Here is a 16,754-nt window from a genome sequence, read left to right on the forward strand (position 1 = left end):
CGATCGAATGCCATGGGCGCCGTGGTGCGTGGCCGCGTCGATGCTGCTTCTCGGGGGCTGCGCCATCTCAACCAGCAACCGACGACATTCGTGTTGCCGGACCAGGCGGTGGACCGCCTGCGCGCTGCTGCGGGTACGATCATCATGGATTCGCCCGAATTCAAGCGTCTGGTGAAGGACGTGGGCGGCTCGATCATCGCGGCGCCCCCAGGGACGACGCGCAACCCTTCGAAGGACTGACCGAACCATGCGACAAGCCATCGAACAGCTGTTGGGGATCGTCGAGGCCATGGTCGCCGACGGCGACCTCGACGATCTGGAGATCGAGTTCCTCAAGGTCTGGCTGGCCGAGCACACCGAGGTGGCGCGCGTTTGGCCCGGCAGCGCGATCAGCGGTGCCATCGAAACCGTCCTGGCCGACGGCCATGTGAGCGAGGACGAACGCGCCTACCTGATGACCACGCTCAGGCAACTGGCTGCGGGGGAGTACGTGTTCAACGATCCGGGCGACTCGGACGGCGCCGCGCTTCCGCTGGACAACGCAGTCGACATCAGGCTGCGCGACACCCTCGTGTGCCTGTCCGGCGAATTCCTCCACGGCACCAGGGCGGCCTGCGAGCGTCTTCTCGAGCGGGCCGGTGGATGGCCGGCCGCCGTCGTAAGCCGCAATGTCCGCTACCTCGTGGTCGGGTCGAAGGTCTCTCCAGACTGGACGCAGACACCGCTCGGACAGACGATCAAGGAAGCGCTGGCCCTGCAACGGGAAGGCCACGCGATCTCCATCGTCTCGGAGCGGCGCTGGCTCGAAGGCCTCGCCGGAAGCGCGACGCCCTGACCGGCGGGGTCTAGTCGAGCTTGATGCTCGAACTGCGCGCGATCTGCTCCCACACCGCCAGGTCATCCTCGATCGTCTTCGAGAACTCCCTCGGCGACTTGACCGGCGCATCGGCGATGTTGAGTTGCAGCAGGCGGTCCCGCAATGCCGCCGAGGCCAGGATCTTCGTCACTTCCTGATTGAGCAGGCTGACCACGGCGGGCGGGGTTCCCTTCGGAGCGAACAGGCCATACCAGCCGTCGGTGGTGAAGCCGATGCCCTGCTCCGACATCAACGGCGCCGACGGCAGGCCTGGCGAGCGCAGCGAACCGGTCAGGCCCAGCACCTTGAGGCGGCCCTGCTTCACGAGGGGCATCGCGCTCGCGACATCCACGAAGGCGATGTGCACGACGCCGCCCTGCAGGTCCTGGGTGATCGCCGTGATCGACTTGTACGGCACATGGTTCAGGCGGATGCTGTTCTGGTGGCTGATCCACTCCATCACCAGATGGCCCTGCGAGCCGATGCCCCAGGTGGCGTAGTCGTACTTGCCGGGATTCGCCCTGGCCTCGGCGATGAACTCCTTCATGCCGTTGGCCGGAAAGTCCGGCGTCGCGACCAGAGCGACGCCACCGGCGCCGACCTGCGCGATGGCCGTCAGATCGGTGCGCGCATCGAAGGGCGTGTTCTTCTGCACGGCCTGATTGATCACGGTGCTGGACGCATTGCCGAAAAGCAGCGTGTAGCCGTCGGGCTTTGCCCGCACCACCGCCTGGCCGGCGATCAGGCTGTTGGCGCCGACCCGGTTGTCGACGATCACCGTCTGGTTGAGGGCCGAACCCAGGCCCGCCGCGATCACCCTGCAAAGCAGGTCGCCGCCGCTGCCGGCGCTGTTCCCGACCACGATCGTGATCGGCCGCGAGGGGTAGGGCTCCTGCGACAGCGCAGGGAAGGCACACAGCACGGTCGCGGCGGCGATGAACAGCGGACGGCCGAGGACGTGACGCAGGAAGGTCGATGTCAGGTTTCGCATGGTCTCACCTCAGGCGGCGACAGCGGAGGGCTCGGCCTTCCACGCCACTTCGGACCGGACGGCCGCAAGCGGCCGCGTGCCGTTGATGGTCACGCGGTAGCCGCTTCGGCGGGCCGGGAAGTAGTCGAAGATCGCCTGGTGCTGTGTGCAACGGTTGTCCCAGAACGCCACCGAGTTCGACTGCCACCGAAAGCGGCACATGAAGCGCGGGTTCTCGATGTGCCGGTAGAGCATCTCGAGCAGGGCGTCGCTCTCCCTGGGCGAGAGCGCCGGGACATGCGAGGTGAACACCCTGTTGACGAAGAGCAGCTTGCGTCCGGTCTCCGGATGAACGACGACCATCGGGTGCTCGTTTCGCGCGAACGGCCGGGACGGCGCGAGGCCATAGCGCGTCCAGACCTTGGCGCCGTCGTGAACCGCGGTCAGCCCCTCGAGAAACTGCTGCATCGGCTGCGACAGCGCGTCGTAGGCCGCGTACATGCTCGCGAACATGGTGTCGCCGCCGCTCTCGGGCACCTCCGTGAGGTACAGCATGCTGCCCATCGGCGGCTCCTCCTCGCAACTGACGTCCGTGTGCCAGCTCTCGCCCGCGGCCCGCTCGGAGCGCTCGTCGGCATGGATACGCAGCAGTTCCGGGTGGTCCGGGTGATTGGCCGGTGCGAGCGGATGCACATGCAGCGATCCGAAGCGCTTGCCGAGCGCGATGTGCTGCTCGAAGCTCATGTGCTGGTCGCGAAAGAAGATGACCTGGTGGGCCGTGAGCGCGCGCCGGATGGCATCGACCTCCGCCTGCGAGAGACTGGCCGACAGGTCGATGCCGAAGACCTCGGCGCCGAGTACGGGCGTGAGCGGTCGAATGTCGAGTTGGTCGGGCCTGTTCATGTCTCTGTCTCCATCGTCGTGCGCTGCGCGTTCGCGTCGCGCCGGTTGCTCGAAATCAGTGCCTGAATTGTGTCCAGGGCGGCTGCGCTTGCCCAATGAAATCGATCGCCCGAGCCATAACCACCGGGTTATGCTGCGGACTTTTGGGGGTCGTGGATGGCCAACATCTCGAGCGCCTTCATGCAACGCGCGCTCACGCTTCGGCACATGCGCCTGCTCGTGGCGCTGGAGGAACTGCGCCAGGTGGGACGCGTGGCGACCGCGCTGAACATTTCCCAACCGGCCGTTTCGAAGGCCCTGGCCGAGATCGAAAGCGGTGTCGGCGTGGCGCTGTTCGAGCGCACTTCGCGCGGCATGGTGCCGACCGCACATGGCGCCTGCCTGCTGCGCTACGCGCACATGATGACCAACGAGATCGCGCGTGCCGTCGACGAGCTGACCGGCATCGAGCAGGGCATCACCGCGACGGTGGCTGTCGGCGCGACCGCCGGCTCGGGCACCGGCTACCTGCTCAATGCCGCCATCCTCCAAAGCCGCCAGCGGCTGCCGGCGCTGACGGTGACCGTGAGCGAGGGCACCCGCGAGCATCTGTTGCGGCAGCTGCGCACCGGGAGGCTGGACCTGGTGGTCGGCGCGGCCGGCGACAGCGTCGCACCCGTGGACCTCGACGCCACGCCGCTCTACATCGATGCGCCGGCCATCGTGTGCGGCACGCGCCACGCGCTGGCCGCCCGACGGCGCACCGGATGGCCCGACATGGTGGCCGAAGCGTGGGTGCTGCCCCCGCGGACCACGCGCGTGCGTGCCGCCGTCGAGGCGCTCTTCCGGCAGGTCGGCGCCGTGCGCCCCCGCGTGCTGGCCGAAACCCTGTCGCTCGACCTCATCCTGGAGCTGGTGGTCAACGGAGCGGCCCTGGCGGTCCTGCCGCAACATCTGGCGCGTCGCCTGGCGATGGCCGGCCAGGTCCGCATGCTCGATGTGGAGACGCCGGGACTGGTGATGCCCGTGTCGCTCTTCTCGCCGGCGGGTGCCGCGGCGTCGAGCGCGATCGACACCTTCAGAAGCTGCCTCGTCGAGGCCGCCGCACTGCGCTGAGCGAGCGCCTGGCCCCGCGAGTCCGTGGATGGGCCTCGATAGCCTTCGCGCTCGCCGGGCAGCGGATGGCCCGGGCTCCGGGAAGGGGCGAGCGCCTAGTCCCGGATGTCTTCCTCGTCGGGCGCGGACAGCGTCAATGTGGCGAGACCGACGTTCCTGTGGGCCATGACCTGCTGCTCCAGCCGGCGCAGGATGGTGCCGAGTTCGGCCTGCGAATGCTCGCCGGCGATCTCGATGCGCGCGGCCAGCAGGATGCGGTCCGGCCCGATGAACTCGGTGAACAGGTGGGTGACGCGCTTGACGTCGGGCGATTGCTTCAGCAGCACGATGGCGGTCGCCCGCCGGTCGGCCGGCAGCGGCATCCCGGCCAGATAGCGGCGGTTCAGATTGACCAGGAACACCCCGGCGATCCCCATCAGCAGGCCCACGACGATGGAGCCGCCGGCGTCGTACACGACGTTGCCGGTGATGTCGTGCAACAGCATCCCGAGTCCGGCGACGGCCAGCCCGACCAGCGCGAGAAGATCCTGCGTCACCACCGTGCGCAGCTGCGAGTCGGAGGTCTCGAACACGTGCCTGACCGCACTGAGCTGCCGGTCCGACGCACGCCGGCGCAGAAAGCGAAGCGCCTGGAAGGTCGAGATGCTCTGGAGTGCGAACGAACCGAGGATGACCGCATAGCCGAGCCGGTAGTCGGTCGTCGCGTCGGGCATGCCGAGCTGGCGGATGCCGCGCCAGATTCCCACCTGCGCGCCCAGGGCCAGCATCGCGATCGAGCCGAACATCGACCACACGTAGGACTCCCGGCCATAGCCGAGCCGACGGCGCGCGTCGGCCGGGCGCCGGGCCGCGAGGTAGGCGGCGACGAGGAAACTGTCGGTCAGGGCATCGACCCACGAGTGCACGGCCTCGGCGGTCATCGAGGCGGAGCCCGTGAGGACCGCGGCCACCGATTTCACGAGCGCCATCGAGGTGCCCGCCGCGAAGGCGAGCAACACCGCCGACTTGCCGCCCGGCTTGTCGGCTTCGACGCCGAGGTGGCGATGAAAGCGGTGGAACGCTCTCATGGCGGGGCACCTCGGCGCCCTTGGCGAGGGTTCGCGGAAGTCATGGTGGGCAGATGATGCCACCTGCCCCGCCATCGTCCGCCACACCGCTTTCGGTATCGGCGAGCGTCGGCCCGGACGCTAGCGGAGTTCGTCCACCACGCGGTTGCGCAACACGCCCACGCCCTGCACCTCGGCCTCCACCACGTCGCCCGGCTTCAGCAGCTTCTCCGGGTTCTGTTTGCGGAAGCCCGCGACGCCCGAGGTCGTGCCCGTGGTGATCACGTCGCCCGGCTCCAGCGTCACCCGCGACCAGTACGCGACGATCGCGCCGAAGTCGTAGACCATGTTGCGCGTGTTGTCGCGCTGGCGCACCTCGCCGTTCACTCGCAATTCGAACGCCAGGTTGCCGGTGTCGCCGAGTTCGTCGAGGGTGGTAATGCAGGGGCCGAGCGGGCAGCAGGTGTCGAGGTTCTTGCCCTGGAAGTGAATGCCGTGCGTCTGCTCCGCGATGATGATGTCGCGCATGCTCACGTCGTTGACTACGGTGATCCCGGCCACGACCGAGCGCCAGTCCTGCGCGGGCACGTCCTTGCAGCGCGCGCCGATCACGAGGGCGATCTCGATCTCGTAGTCGAGTTCGTCGGTGAGGCGCGAACGCACGATGTCCGCTCCCGGCCCGATCACCGCCGAGGGCATCTTCAGGAACGCGAGGGGGTAGTCGGGCACATCGAGCTTCACCTTCTGCTGGTGCACTTCGTCCACGTGCGAGCGGTAGGTGCCGCCCGCGGAGATGATCTTGCGCGGCCGGGGCACCGGCGCCAGCACTTGCACCGTGCTCGCCTGCTGCGCCACGCGGGTCGCAAGCAACGCATCGGGGCTGGCGGAACGCGCGTGCGCGTCGGCCGCGCGCGCGGCCTCCATCGACAACGCCCCGCCCTCCAGGAACCGGACCATGTCGCCCGGAATGCGCACCGCCGCGATCTGCGCCGCGAACGGATCCCCCGCGAGCGTCGCCGCGTACGCGCGTTGAAGGTCGACGATCAGATCGTCCTGCAGGCTGCCCACGCGCGGCACGGCATCGCCCGCTTCGATGAAGGTGACGAGCTTCATGCCTCGTCCTCGCAGCGCCGAACCGCCCGCAGGATCGCCTCGAGATCGGCGCAGCCGGCCGATGCCTCGAGCGCGGCCTGCGCGTGCTCGGAGACGCGGCCGCCCGCGAGTTCCACCGCGGTCACACCGTCGAGTGCCCGCAGCGCTGGCTCGATCACGTGCGCCGCCGTCACCGGCCGCAGCTCGCAGCCGACGCACATCCCGGTGAAGCGCACGCGCACCACCCCGCATTCATCGACGGACTGCAGCGCGAGGCCCCCCGCATGCGATCGCAGCATGCGGTCGAGGGCCTGCACCCGGACTTCGACGGCGTCTTTCATGCAGCCTCCGTCACGAGGCCCAGCCTGCGCTTGGCGGCCTCCAGGTCGATGCCCATGATCCGCGCGAAGTTCTCGCCGAGGATCTTGCGACGGTCCTCGCGCGTGATCTGCGGGTAGCCGTAGCCCGCGCGCAGGTCGTCGGGAATCTTCAGTTCCATGAAGGCTTCCAGGTACGGCTGCGGATTGCCCGCGAGCGCCGCTTCGGAACCCCACAGGATCTTGTCGGGCCCGGCGGTCTGCAGCAGGCGGCCGATATGCTCCTGCACGCGCCGCGGCGCCACGCGGTAGAACGCCATGAAGCCGGCCAGCGACAGGTAGACGTTCGGAAAGCGCGTGGCGATCGACACCATCTCCTCGAAGTAGGGCAAGGCGAGGTGGTGCACGATGAAGTCCGCCTGCGGGAAGTCGCGCGCCGGCGCCTGCAGGTCGACCGGGCTCAGCCATTCCATGTTCTGCAGGCCGTAGGGGTTGCCCTTGTGGAACTGCAGCACGCGCACGCCGTTGGCGAGCGCCCGTTCGTACATCGGGTAGGCGAGCTTCTCGTCGTCGCAGCGCCAGCAGTCCTTGAGCTGGGCGTGCCCGTTGTAGAACTTGAACGAGCGTGCGCCGAGCGCGCGGGCCTGGTGGTCGATCTGCTCTAGCGCGTCCGCCAGTCCCCGGTAGCCCGGATCCACGCCTCCGCAGAACAGCACGCGATCGGGATAGGCGGCGGCCATCGCATGCTGCGTGCGGACCGGGGAGTACCAGTCCTTGAACCAGTCGAACATCGGCACCGTCTGGGCCATCGCCATGTCGGTCGCGGAGCCCTTGAAGACCAACTCGTGCATCTCCTCGACGCTCCAGCGCGTGTCCCAGTGGAAGTCGCGGCGGCCGCCTGGCGCCGCCCTCGGGTCGCGGACCTGCGCGCGGATGTAGTCGAGGATGCGGTCCCGTGCGGGCATCGCATCGTCGCGATCCGTGCGCACGTTGCCGGCCGAGAGGTCGTACAGGTGGATGACGTTGTCGAAGACGAACAGGTTGTCGATCATGCTCACTCCAGGCGGATGTTGGCGGAGCGGATCACCTCGCCCCAGTGGTCGTACTCGCTGCGGATGAAGCGCCGCGATTCGTCCGGTCCCATGTCGTAGGGCACGAAGCCGAGAGTCCCGAAGGCATCGCGCAGCTCCTTCTGCTGCAGCACGTTGTGGACTTCCGCGGCCAGCCGGTCGACGATCGGGCGCGGCGTCGCCGCGGGCACGAACAGGCCACCCCAGCCGATCACCTCGAAGCCCGGGACCGTCTCGTTCGTGAGCCGCGCCTTCGGGAACTCCGGCAGCAGCGTCGGGCTGGCGATCGCGATCAGCTTCACCCGGCCGTCCCGCACGAAGGGCGTGGCGCTCGCGCTCGGCTCGATCAGGAGCTGCACGCGGCCGCTGGCCAGGTCGGTCAGCGCCGGCGTCGTGTTGTAGGGCACGTGGACGATGTCGAGGCCCGTGCGCGCCTTGAACACCTCCATCGCCAGGTGCGCGTTCGAGCCGACGCCCGGCGACGCGTAGGAGACCTTGCCCGGGTTGGCCTTGATCCATGCGATGAGCGACGGCATGTCGTCGGCCGGGACCGTCGGACTCGCGATCAGGAGCAGGTGCGCGCGCGCCAGCATGGCCACCGGCGCCAGGTCCTTGTTGGGGTCGTACCCGAGCTTCATGAGGTGCGGCGTCGTGACGAAGGTGCTCGACGCGCCGCACACGGCGGTGTAGCCGTCGGGAGCGGCCTTGGCCGTCGCCTCCACGCCCACATGGCCGCTGGCACCGGGGCGGTTGTCGGGCGTGAAGGGCTGGCCGAGCAGGTCGCCGAGGCGCTGGGTGACCTGGCGGCACAGCGCGTCGGGGCCCGTCCCTGCAACGGCCGGGACCACCACCCGCACCGGGTGCGTGGGCCAGTTCGATTGCGCGTGCAGGCAGGCGGCGGCGCAGGTCAGCGCCAGCACGGCGGCAGCGCGCCCGAAGCTGCGGATCTTCATGGTGTTGTCTCCTGCGGCCATGTGGGGCTGCCGCTGTACGCAATCTAGGGCCGGACCGCCCGGGACGTCTTGACCATCGCGGACATTTTGTTGACATTCGCGGACATGCCCCGTGCCACCGCCAGCGCCAACGTCCTGACCGGCTTCGCGGCGCTGATGCGCGCGCAGGGCGGCGACCCGGCGCAGCTGCTGCGGCGCGCGCGCATCCCGCTGTCCGCGCTGAGCGACCCGCAGGCCCGCGTGCCTGTCGCGTCCATCGTGCGGCTGCTAGAGGATTCGGCGCAGCGTTTCGACTGCCCCGACCTGGGGTTGCGCCTCTCGCAGGCGCGGCGCCTGTCGCATTTCGGCGCGGTTGGCCAGCTCGCGCGCGACGAGCCCGACGTGCGGCACGCGCTGCAGGCGATCAGCGCCTGGCTGTACCTGCATTCGGAGGTGATCCTCGACCTGCAGGAGGGGGAGGGCAGCGTCGCGCTGTGCGCGTACCACGGAGAAGCCGTTGCCGCCTCGTCGACCCAGGTGATCGACCTGGTCGCAGGTGGCGTCTTCCAGATCATGCGGCACCTGTGCGGGCCGCAGTGGCGTGCACGGGCCGTGTGCCTCGCGCACCCCGCGCCCGCGGACGAGCGTCCATACCGGCGCTACTTCGGCTGTCCGGTGACGTTCGACGCCGACGGCAACGCGCTGTTCATCGCGCCCGAGGACCTGGACCTGCCGATCGCGGAGGCCGATCCGATCTTCCGCAGCGAATCCGAGCGACAGGTGGAAGCCTGGGCCGGCCTGAAGGCGCGGCCCGTGGACGAACGGGTCCGCGAACTGATCCGCGTGATGCTGCCCAGCGGCCGCTGCACGATGGCGAACGTCGCGCTGCGGATGGGCCTGCAGGAGCGCACGTTGCGACGGCACCTCGCGGACGCGGGCGTGACCTTCGCGAGCGAACTCGAAGCGGCGCGACGCGAACAGGCTCGCCGCTATGTCGAGCGATCGGACAAGACGATCGGCGCGATCGCGGGACTGCTCGGGTTCTCCGAAACGAGTGCGTTCTCGCGGTGGTTCAGCCAGTGCTTCGGGTGCGGCCCGAAGGCGTGGCGGGACAGGGCCGGCTGAACCGGAGGGCTTCGGAGGGCGACATCACCCCGCGACGCACTCGAGCGAGAACAGGGGAAGCTCGGTCTGCCGGCTCAGCCACACGCCGCCGCCCACCTCCTGGAAGTGCCGCGACAGCCCGTGCCGGTACACCTCGGCGCGGTGACGAAAGATGCGCGGGTCGGTCACGTCCTCGTCCACGATGTCGCGCGCATAGTCCTCGCGCGTCACGGCCTCCACGTACAGGCCGCCGTGGCTCAGCCGGCTCAGGTTGTGCAGGGCGCGCTTGAGATCCGGCGGGCCGAGGTAGGGCAGCACGCCCTGGCAGATGACGAAGTCGAAGGGCTTCCTGGCCTGGTAGTCCACCACCGAACCGCGTTCCCAGCCGTAGCGCCCGCACAGGTAGTCGCTGAATTCCACGCCGTGGTAACTGGCCAGCGGAAAGTGCCGCGCCACGATGTCGCGCCAGAGCCCGATGCCGCAACCCACGTCCAGCACCCGCTTCACGGGCACGCGCAGGTACTGCAGGTAGGCGCAGACGAAGGCGCCCAGCCGCTCGACATGCCGGGGGTCCACCACCTTGGTCTTCTTGTCGAAGTAGTAGCGCCGGTAATAGGCTTCGTCGAAGGTGTCGGCACCGGCTGATTGCATGTTCCCGCTCCATGTCATGTTGCGGGGATTCTCGGGGATCAGCCGCAACAGGTGCCGAAGCGGCCGTCACGATAGAAAGGGGCAAGGTCCTGCGCGAGCGCGTGCACCGTCGCGCGCCAGCCGCCGTGCGTCGCGTCGGCAGCCAGGGCGGCGCGCGTGCGTGCGAGCAACTCGGCGCGCAGCGCCGCCTCGTCGATGCCTGTCACGCGGCCGGCCTCGACGACGGTGCGCCCGCCGACGAGCACGTCCGTGATGTGCGTGCCGTTGCCGCGCGCAAGCAGCAGATCGAGCGGGTCCGTGTCGGCGAACAGGGCATCGCCATCGAGCGCGTCCCAGTCCAGCAGCACGATGTCGGCCGGCGCGCCGGGCGCGATGCGGCCGTTCGATGATGCGGCGGCACCCGACACGCTGCGCGGGCCGTGGCGCGACGCGAAGCCCCAGAGCTGCGATGGCGTCATCGTCGTGTCGAAGCCCCAGCCGCGGTGCAGCGCGTAGGCGAGCCGCGCCTCGCGCAGCGCGTCGTCGTCCTCGTCGAAGGCCATGCCGTCGAGCCCCATCGCCACGCGGCAGCCCTGCTTCAGCATCTCGGGCAGCGGCGCGATGCCGGACCGCAGCCCCAGGTTCGAACTCGTGCTGACCGCGATGCTCGCGCCGCGTTCGGCGATCAGCGCCAGCTCCTCGGGCCGCGCCCAGGTGCAATGCGCCAGCGTGAGTCGCGGGCTCAGCAGCCCGATGTCATCGAGAAACTTCACGATGCCGCCGGGGTGCGCCTGGTCGGCCCAGCGGCGCTGGTACGGGGTCTCCAGCAGGTGCATGTGCACGGGGCGGCCGCTGTCGGCCGATGCCTGCGCGATGGCTTCGAGCAGCGGCGTGCTGCACCACTGGACGGCGGTCGGGCCGTACTGGACGGTGACATGGTCGCCCCATCCTTCCGCTTGCACCATCGCAGCGACCTCGTCCACCAGTGCGAGCTGCCGCGCAGGCGCGACCGGCTGCACGGCGAGCCGCTGAGCGACCGTGTCGCGGATGCCCGGGCGCAGCGCGGACAGCACCGTCGCATCGTCGCAGTAGGCGATGCCCTGGCGGTCCCGCATGGCCACCGCGAAGCCGATGCGGACACCGACGTCCCGCGCGGCCTGTGCGACGGCGCGCGCCTCGTCCACGTAAGGCATGCCGCCCTGCACCCGTGTGTAGTGCACCATGAGGTGCGCGACACCGTTGCGCACCGAGCGTGCGAACGAAGTCGCTGCGCAGAGGTATGGGTCCACGCCCGGCACCACGCCGAGGAACGGCAGCCAGCTTTCCAGCGGCTGGTTGAATGCCCCCAGCGTGGCGCTGCGAAAGGTGCGCGCGTGGTCGTGGGCGTTGGCGAGCGCAGGCAGTGCCAGCCGGCGTCGTCCGATGGCCGCGCCCGACTGCGCCTCGACGGAAGTGACGCGCCCACCGGCCACACCGATGCGCACATCGCGCCGTGCCGGCGCGGCACCCGGATCGGCCAGCAGCCAGGCGCAGTCGAAAAAGGCCGCGTTGGTCATCAACCGAGCGTGCCGGACACGCCCTCGACCAAATAGTCCATCTTCTCGAGGATCGGGTCGTAGTTGCCGTAGCCCTTGTCCAGGACCACCTTGCCGGTGTTGCTCTTCACGGGGCCGGTCCAGATCGGCTTGCCGGCCTTCAGGTCGGCAATGGCGGCGGTGGCGGCGTTGCGCGCCTGTTCGCTCGCGCCGGCGCCGAAGGGCGTGCTCAGCACCATGTCCTTGTCGTAGCCGCCGAAGAACTGGTTGGGCAGCTTCCTGCCCGCGCCCACGTCGGCGGCGAAGGACTTGTAGACCGTCTCCCACTTGTTCTCGGCACCGGTGATGAATCCCCTGGGCGCGAGCTGGGCCTGCGAGGCGTTGTGGCCCAGCGTCTTCACGCCGGCCTTCTCCGCCGTCTCGATCACCACCTTGGGGCTGTCCACATGGCTGGCGATCACGTCGTTGCCGGCGGCGATCAGCGCGTTGGTGGCCTCGGCCTCGCGCACGGGCATCGACCACTCGCCGGTGAACACCAGCTGCACCACCGCGTTCGGATTGACCTTGCGCACGCCCATGGCGAAGCTGTTGATGTTGCGCAGCACGATGGCGATCGGCTTGGCGGCGACGTAGCCGACCTTGTTGGACTTGGTCGACAGGCCGGCGGCGATGCCATTCACGTAGTGCGCCTGGTCGAGGTAGCAGAAGTAGCCGCCGAGGTTCATCGGGTGCTTCTCGGGCGACCACAGCGAGGTCGGGTGGCGGAACTCGACCTTCGGGTACTTCCTGGACATGTCGACCATGAAGGGGTCGAAATAGCCGAAGGAGGTGGCGAAGATCAGCGAGGCACCGTCGCTCTGGATCATGCCCTCCATGGTCTTGCGCACGGCCACCGTCTCGGGCACGTTCTCTTCCTCGACCACCTTGATGCCGGGCACGGCCCGCAGTGCCTTGGCCGCGACCGCGTGGGCCTGGTTCCAGCCGTAGTCCTCGCGCGGGCCGACATAGATCAGGCCGACGGTGATGGCCTTGGACTGGGCCTGCGCCGCGCTCGCACCGAACAGGGCCGGCGCGATGGCCGTGCCGGCCAGCGTGCCGCCGATGGCCGAGCCGAGCGTGGTGCCGAGAAAGCGGCGGCGGTTCCAGTAAGCGTTCGACATGGTGAAGTCCTTCTTGAGGTTGGGATGCGAGGGGGAAGGGAATCTGTCGCGTGGCTCTCAGGCCCTCCTGGGCCGCTTCGCCGCTGCGGGGCGGCCCGACGCATAGCGGCCGAGGATGGTGCCGAGGTCTTCCTCCACCGGCTTCTTCTCGGGCGTCAGGGCGCGCTCCTGCACGCTTGAAAGATGCGAATTCATGAGGCGCAAGGCGGTCTTCTCGTCGCCGCGCCGGAAGGCTTCGATCAGGGTCTTGTGCTCGTCGATGCCGCATTGCGAGGAATGCGGATTGCCGTAGATGGCCAGGATCAGCGAGCAGCGCGACACCAGTTCCGACACGTAGCGCTCGATCACCGCGTTGCTCGCCATCTGCGCGAGCTTGATGTGGAACTCGCCGGCCAGCCGCGCGCAGACGGCCGGCGCCTGGGTGCGCGCGGCCTCTTCCTCGCTGCGCACATGCCCTTCCAGCACCGCGCCCATGGCCGGCGCCCAGCGTGCGATGACCAGGCGAACCACCTCGCGTTCGAGGCACGCGCGGGCCTCGAACACGCTTTGCGCCTCGGCGCGCGAGGGCTGGGCGACGGTGGCCGTGCGCTTGCGCCCCGCCTCGATCAGGCCCTCCGCCGTCAACCGGGCCAGCGCCTCGCGGACCAGCGTGCGGCTGACGTGCAGGTGGGTGGCCAGCACGTCCTCCGGCAGCTTGGTGCCCGGTGGCAAAGCCTGCTCGATCACGGCGTGCTTGATGGCGAGGTAGGCAGCTTCGGATTTGCCCGGTTCGTTCTGGAGGCTCATGGTGTACAGCGCAGGTATTCCTGGTGGATGCGCTGCCGTATGCGAGAAACGGGCCAGCCTGCGCGACCGGCCAACCCGCATCGGCGCACCGTTTTCGCCCACGAAATCGCTCCCTATGGCGCTGTGGACGCACCTGAAACGCGCAGGAGTGCCAACGCCGCACCGACTTGCCACCGATGGAACGCGCGGCGCTTGGCAGATATCTTGCATACCTGAACGCGTCCAGCAGGTACACCAAACAAGGAACCGATCATGAGCGCCGAGACCCTGCGTCTTTCCCTGAACCAGCAGCAACTGGAACTGCTCGTGCGTTGCATTGCCGCCGGCGATGCCAACGACCTCCAGGCGCTGGCCCGGCGCGCGCTGCGCGAATGGAAGGAGGGCGTGCCCTCGGCCCGGCCGGCGCCGGCCGCGAAACCCGACCTCGACAAGCTCTCGGACTGCCGCGAGCGCCTGGCCAGCCACATCATCGAGCCGGGCACCGGCAAGGCGCTGGAAGTGCTGAAGGGGCAGGTCGTGTGCATCGCCCAGGTCGAAGGCGGGCAGTGCGCCGATTTCAACTGCTTCAACCTGCACGACTACAAGGAGTTCATGCACGTGGGCCGCACGCGCACGCTGCACGGCTTCAACCCCGGCCCCGGCGACTTCCTGTGGTCGGCGCCGCCGCGCGAGCGCGCCATGATGTACATCCTGGCCGACACGGTGCGCGCCAACGACGTGATGTTTCCGCGCTGCAGTGCCAACCTGTACGAGTCGGTCTACGGCTTTCGGCGGCACACCAACTGCCACGACATCCAGGCCGAGGCGCAGCGCGAATACGGGCTCACGCCGGACGACGTCCACGACTCCTTCAACCTCTTCATGGTGACGGAGATCGCCGGCGAGCGCGGCCGCATCGAGCGCCAGACCTCGAAGGCCGGGGACCACGTGGAGTTCCTCGCGCTGATGGACGTGCTGGCAGTGCCGAACGTGTGCGGTGCCGACATCATGCGCACCAGCAACTTCTCGCTGAAGCCCCTGCGCGTCGACGTCTTCAGTGCGTCGGAGCGCGACCTCGCCAGCGTGCCGCCGCTCGCCGACTACGACTCCAACCGCACGCCGGCGCAGTTCGCGCAGCCCCGCATCAGGGTCGACCGCGTGCTGCAGCGCGACGCGGCCTACGTGCCGCAGTTCACCAACGTGCCGATCGTGGAGCGCGAGCATGAAGTGCAGCTCAGCGCCGCCGAGTGCGAGGTGCTCGGCTCGTTCGGACTGCGGCAGTTCTACGGCGCGGACCGGGGGGCGCAGTTGCGCGATGTGCTCTTCAGCTGGTGGGAGAAGCGCTACCTCGGTTGAGGGCAGCGCCTAGGCCTGGACGTCGTGGAAGCCGGAGGAAGGCGGGGCACGTTCCACCTGCCATTCCAGCACGATGCTCACGCCGCCGCCCTTCGGCCGCTCGATCCGGAAGTCCGCGCCGATGGCCGTTGCGCGCACCCGCATGTTGTCGAGACCACGGCCGTGCGCCTGCGCTTCCTGTGCACGCGGGTCCGTGGAGAACCCGACGCCGTTGTCGGTGATGCGCAGCGTCACGCGCGGCGAGGGCGACGAGGCCTCCTCGCGCCAGCGGACCTGCACCTCCACCTGCGAGGCACGCGCGTGCTTCATCACGTTCGTGAAGGCCTCCAGCAGAATCCGCTGCACATGCAGCACGACCGGCGGCGAGAGCTGGCGGAGTTCGGGCAGCTCCGCGACATCCCAGACGACCTCGATCCCCGCCGCCTGCAGGCGCGACTGCAGCCGGTAGCGCAAGGTCGCCAGCAGGGTGGCGAGGTCATCGTGCGCCGGCTGCAGCGAGTCGACGGCCATGCGCATCTCGTCGAGCGCCAGTTGCACCTGCTCCTTCAGCGCCGCCGGGTCGGTGCCCTTGCGCGCCACCATGTTCAGCAAGCCCACGAGCTGGGAGCCGACGCCGTCGTGGATCTCCCGCATGATCCGTTGCCGCTCGATCGAGACCGACTGGTGGTGCTCCTGCTCGCGCAGCGAGTCGAAGGCCCGGTGCAGCTGGCGCTCGCGTTCCTCCACGCGACGCGCGAGATCGGCGTTGAGCGCCTGGAAGTTCGCGACCGAGCGGCTGTAGCGTTCGGCGACGAACCACGTCATGACGAGCACGAACGCGAACATCCCGTGCTGGATGTAGGTGTTGTAGAGGCCGCTCGCGCCGGCGACGCGGATCATGATCACGTCGTGCGTGCCGGCCGCCAGTGCGGCGGTAATCGCCGCTGCCAGCACCCACGCCTTGGTGCTCCGGCTCCGGACCGCCTCGCGCACGACCATCGCCAGCGTCGCCAGTCCGAGGATCGGAATCAGCACGAAACTCAGCGTCATGAGCAGCGGCAGGTCCAGCGCGAAGGCGAGGGCGGCGAGCACCACGACGACCGCGAGCACGCCATCGATCGCGCGACTCATGACGCGAGGCATCGGCCCCGCCGCGATCAGGGCGAACCGGCACATCAGCACGACATGCGCGGCGTAGCAGATCGCCGCAATGGCGCCCCACAAGGGCCAGGACACGGGCACGTCGGGCCATGAGCGGTCGATGACGCGCACCACGCCGAGCAGCGCGGCCAGGCTGAACCAGCCGTAGAAGGGGTCGCGCTGCCGCCACCACAGCACCGAGGTGAGCACGCCCATGCCGACCAGCCCGGCCGCGAAGATCAGCATCGCGATGTCGCGCCAGAGGATCTGGTCGGCGTAGAGGTCCTCGATCGGCGAGACCGGGCCATAGCGCACCACCGAGAGGCCGCCCAGGCGCTGCGCCTGGATCGTGACGTCCACGCGCAACTCGTTGGGCCGATCCGCCTGCAGCAGGGCCGCGGGCAGCGTCACCATCCGCACGGTCTTGGTCGCGTCGAACAGCGGGTCGCCGAGCTCGCCCCAGCGCTGGATCGTGCTGCCGTTGAGCAGCACGTGCACCTGGTTGCCCACCCGCGAGAAGAGCAGCGCCATCGGCTCCATGCCGACGCGCGGCGGCAGCATGATGCGGTAGCTTGCGCGACCGCCCTGGCCGGGGAACTCGCGGTCCCAGCGACGGGCGAGGTCAACCTCGCCCTCGCGCGCCGTGCCGCCTTCGGGCTCCAGCCGGGCATAGGCCCGGTCGATCACGAGGATGTCCGGCTCGCCGGCGGCGAAGGCCGGCACGACGCAAAGGAGCGCCGTCATGGCCCAGAGCATGGCCGCGATCCACCGCCAGCACGCGGCCGGGCGCGCCGCCTCGCCGAT

Annotated in this window: 17 protein-coding genes; 5 read left to right on the plus strand and 12 right to left on the minus strand. The window is 69.1% G+C overall.

Annotated elements, in window-relative coordinates:
• Positions 1-12 precede the first annotated feature (12 nt).
• Both ACSFBL_RS03410 and ACSFBL_RS03415 read left to right on the plus strand, forming a co-directional pair.
• Complete coding sequence (locus ACSFBL_RS03410; protein ID WP_435514331.1) at positions 13-240, plus strand: hypothetical protein; 228 nt, start codon at positions 13-15, stop codon at positions 238-240.
• Positions 241-247: 7 nt separating this feature from the next.
• The gene (locus ACSFBL_RS03415; protein WP_435514332.1) at positions 248-835 is read left to right on the plus strand and encodes a BRCT domain-containing protein; all 588 of its coding nucleotides are present in this window, start codon (positions 248-250) and stop codon (positions 833-835) included.
• 10 nt (positions 836-845) lie between these two features.
• Here ACSFBL_RS03415 and ACSFBL_RS03420 read toward each other — a convergent pair whose 3' ends face one another.
• Positions 846-1,847 carry a Bug family tripartite tricarboxylate transporter substrate binding protein gene (locus tag ACSFBL_RS03420; protein ID WP_435514333.1) on the minus strand — a complete coding sequence of 334 codons (1,002 nt, stop codon included), beginning with the start codon at positions 1,845-1,847 and terminating at the stop codon, positions 846-848.
• Positions 1,848-1,856: 9 nt separating this feature from the next.
• Positions 1,857-2,729 carry a TauD/TfdA dioxygenase family protein gene (locus ACSFBL_RS03425; RefSeq protein ID WP_435514334.1) on the minus strand — a complete coding sequence of 291 codons (873 nt, stop codon included), beginning with the start codon at positions 2,727-2,729 and terminating at the stop codon, positions 1,857-1,859.
• 156 nt (positions 2,730-2,885) lie between these two features.
• On the opposite strand from ACSFBL_RS03425, the gene ACSFBL_RS03430 reads away from it, so the two are divergent.
• Positions 2,886-3,824: a LysR family transcriptional regulator gene (locus ACSFBL_RS03430; protein WP_435514335.1), complete on the plus strand. Its 939-nt coding sequence runs from the start codon at positions 2,886-2,888 to the stop codon at positions 3,822-3,824.
• Between the two features lie 95 nt (positions 3,825-3,919).
• Here the strand turns inward: ACSFBL_RS03430 and ACSFBL_RS03435 are convergent, their stop codons facing one another.
• The 5 genes from ACSFBL_RS03435 to ACSFBL_RS03455 all read right to left on the minus strand — a co-directional run bounded on the left by ACSFBL_RS03435 (position 3,920) and on the right by ACSFBL_RS03455 (position 8,302).
• The gene (locus ACSFBL_RS03435) at positions 3,920-4,891 is read right to left on the minus strand and encodes a cation diffusion facilitator family transporter (protein ID WP_435514336.1); all 972 of its coding nucleotides are present in this window, start codon (positions 4,889-4,891) and stop codon (positions 3,920-3,922) included.
• Positions 4,892-5,011: 120 nt separating this feature from the next.
• The gene (locus tag ACSFBL_RS03440) at positions 5,012-5,983 is read right to left on the minus strand and encodes a fumarylacetoacetate hydrolase family protein (RefSeq protein WP_435514337.1); all 972 of its coding nucleotides are present in this window, start codon (positions 5,981-5,983) and stop codon (positions 5,012-5,014) included.
• Positions 5,980-6,303: a NifU family protein gene (locus ACSFBL_RS03445; RefSeq protein WP_435514338.1), complete on the minus strand. Its 324-nt coding sequence runs from the start codon at positions 6,301-6,303 to the stop codon at positions 5,980-5,982. Before ACSFBL_RS03445 ends, ACSFBL_RS03440 begins: the two co-directional genes overlap by 4 nt.
• Positions 6,300-7,331: an amidohydrolase family protein gene (locus tag ACSFBL_RS03450; RefSeq protein ID WP_435514339.1), complete on the minus strand. Its 1,032-nt coding sequence runs from the start codon at positions 7,329-7,331 to the stop codon at positions 6,300-6,302. Before ACSFBL_RS03450 ends, ACSFBL_RS03445 begins: the two co-directional genes overlap by 4 nt.
• Positions 7,332-7,333: 2 nt before the next feature.
• Positions 7,334-8,302, minus strand: coding sequence for a Bug family tripartite tricarboxylate transporter substrate binding protein (locus ACSFBL_RS03455; RefSeq protein ID WP_435514340.1), 969 nt, complete (start codon positions 8,300-8,302; stop codon positions 7,334-7,336).
• Between the two features lie 105 nt (positions 8,303-8,407).
• On the opposite strand from ACSFBL_RS03455, the gene ACSFBL_RS03460 reads away from it, so the two are divergent.
• On the plus strand, positions 8,408-9,406 hold the full coding sequence (locus ACSFBL_RS03460; protein WP_435514341.1) for an AraC family transcriptional regulator: 999 nt from the start codon (positions 8,408-8,410) through the stop codon (positions 9,404-9,406).
• 24 nt (positions 9,407-9,430) lie between these two features.
• Here ACSFBL_RS03460 and ACSFBL_RS03465 read toward each other — a convergent pair whose 3' ends face one another.
• From ACSFBL_RS03465 to ACSFBL_RS03480, 4 genes are read right to left on the minus strand one after another with little or no spacing between them, the layout of a single operon-like run.
• Complete coding sequence (locus tag ACSFBL_RS03465) at positions 9,431-10,036, minus strand: methyltransferase domain-containing protein (protein WP_435514342.1); 606 nt, start codon at positions 10,034-10,036, stop codon at positions 9,431-9,433.
• A gap of 38 nt (positions 10,037-10,074) precedes the next feature.
• Positions 10,075-11,571 (minus strand): amidohydrolase family protein, encoded by a 1,497-nt coding sequence (locus tag ACSFBL_RS03470; protein WP_435514343.1) that lies wholly within the window; start codon positions 11,569-11,571, stop codon positions 10,075-10,077.
• On the minus strand, positions 11,571-12,710 hold the full coding sequence (locus ACSFBL_RS03475; protein WP_435514344.1) for a BMP family ABC transporter substrate-binding protein: 1,140 nt from the start codon (positions 12,708-12,710) through the stop codon (positions 11,571-11,573). Before ACSFBL_RS03475 ends, ACSFBL_RS03470 begins: the two co-directional genes overlap by 1 nt.
• A gap of 57 nt (positions 12,711-12,767) precedes the next feature.
• Positions 12,768-13,496 (minus strand): GntR family transcriptional regulator, encoded by a 729-nt coding sequence (locus tag ACSFBL_RS03480; RefSeq protein WP_435514345.1) that lies wholly within the window; start codon positions 13,494-13,496, stop codon positions 12,768-12,770.
• A 252-nt stretch (positions 13,497-13,748) separates the two neighbouring features.
• On the opposite strand from ACSFBL_RS03480, the gene ACSFBL_RS03485 reads away from it, so the two are divergent.
• Positions 13,749-14,831: a DUF1989 domain-containing protein gene (locus ACSFBL_RS03485; protein WP_435514346.1), complete on the plus strand. Its 1,083-nt coding sequence runs from the start codon at positions 13,749-13,751 to the stop codon at positions 14,829-14,831.
• Positions 14,832-14,840: 9 nt separating this feature from the next.
• On the opposite strand, the gene ACSFBL_RS03490 is transcribed toward ACSFBL_RS03485, so the two are convergent.
• The gene (locus ACSFBL_RS03490; protein ID WP_435514347.1) at positions 14,841-16,706 is read right to left on the minus strand and encodes a sensor histidine kinase; all 1,866 of its coding nucleotides are present in this window, start codon (positions 16,704-16,706) and stop codon (positions 14,841-14,843) included.
• Between the last annotated feature and the right edge of the window lie 48 nt (positions 16,707-16,754).

This window comes from Variovorax glacialis (assembly GCF_051216375.1).
GTDB lineage: Bacteria > Pseudomonadota > Gammaproteobacteria > Burkholderiales > Burkholderiaceae_C > Variovorax.

Excerpts from the sequence above, each read along its gene's own strand:
- ACSFBL_RS03425 (WP_435514334.1), bottom strand. The coding sequence starts at position 2,729 with ATGAACAGGCCCGACCAACTCGACATTCGACCGCTCACGCCCGTACTC.
- ACSFBL_RS03485 (WP_435514346.1), top strand. The coding sequence starts at position 13,749 with ATGAGCGCCGAGACCCTGCGTCTTTCCCTGAACCAGCAGCAACTGGAA.
- ACSFBL_RS03490 (WP_435514347.1), bottom strand. The coding sequence starts at position 16,706 with ATGCTCTGGGCCATGACGGCGCTCCTTTGCGTCGTGCCGGCCTTCGCC.
- ACSFBL_RS03430 (WP_435514335.1), top strand. The coding sequence starts at position 2,886 with ATGGCCAACATCTCGAGCGCCTTCATGCAACGCGCGCTCACGCTTCGG.
- ACSFBL_RS03480 (WP_435514345.1), bottom strand. The coding sequence starts at position 13,496 with ATGAGCCTCCAGAACGAACCGGGCAAATCCGAAGCTGCCTACCTCGCC.
- ACSFBL_RS03445 (WP_435514338.1), bottom strand. The coding sequence starts at position 6,303 with ATGAAAGACGCCGTCGAAGTCCGGGTGCAGGCCCTCGACCGCATGCTG.
- ACSFBL_RS03475 (WP_435514344.1), bottom strand. The coding sequence starts at position 12,710 with ATGTCGAACGCTTACTGGAACCGCCGCCGCTTTCTCGGCACCACGCTC.
- ACSFBL_RS03460 (WP_435514341.1), top strand. The coding sequence starts at position 8,408 with ATGCCCCGTGCCACCGCCAGCGCCAACGTCCTGACCGGCTTCGCGGCG.
- ACSFBL_RS03415 (WP_435514332.1), top strand. The coding sequence starts at position 248 with ATGCGACAAGCCATCGAACAGCTGTTGGGGATCGTCGAGGCCATGGTC.
- ACSFBL_RS03455 (WP_435514340.1), bottom strand. The coding sequence starts at position 8,302 with ATGAAGATCCGCAGCTTCGGGCGCGCTGCCGCCGTGCTGGCGCTGACC.
- ACSFBL_RS03450 (WP_435514339.1), bottom strand. The coding sequence starts at position 7,331 with ATGATCGACAACCTGTTCGTCTTCGACAACGTCATCCACCTGTACGAC.
- ACSFBL_RS03470 (WP_435514343.1), bottom strand. The coding sequence starts at position 11,571 with ATGACCAACGCGGCCTTTTTCGACTGCGCCTGGCTGCTGGCCGATCCG.
- ACSFBL_RS03420 (WP_435514333.1), bottom strand. The coding sequence starts at position 1,847 with ATGCGAAACCTGACATCGACCTTCCTGCGTCACGTCCTCGGCCGTCCG.
- ACSFBL_RS03410 (WP_435514331.1), top strand. The coding sequence starts at position 13 with ATGGGCGCCGTGGTGCGTGGCCGCGTCGATGCTGCTTCTCGGGGGCTG.
- ACSFBL_RS03440 (WP_435514337.1), bottom strand. The coding sequence starts at position 5,983 with ATGAAGCTCGTCACCTTCATCGAAGCGGGCGATGCCGTGCCGCGCGTG.
- ACSFBL_RS03435 (WP_435514336.1), bottom strand. The coding sequence starts at position 4,891 with ATGAGAGCGTTCCACCGCTTTCATCGCCACCTCGGCGTCGAAGCCGAC.
- ACSFBL_RS03465 (WP_435514342.1), bottom strand. The coding sequence starts at position 10,036 with ATGCAATCAGCCGGTGCCGACACCTTCGACGAAGCCTATTACCGGCGC.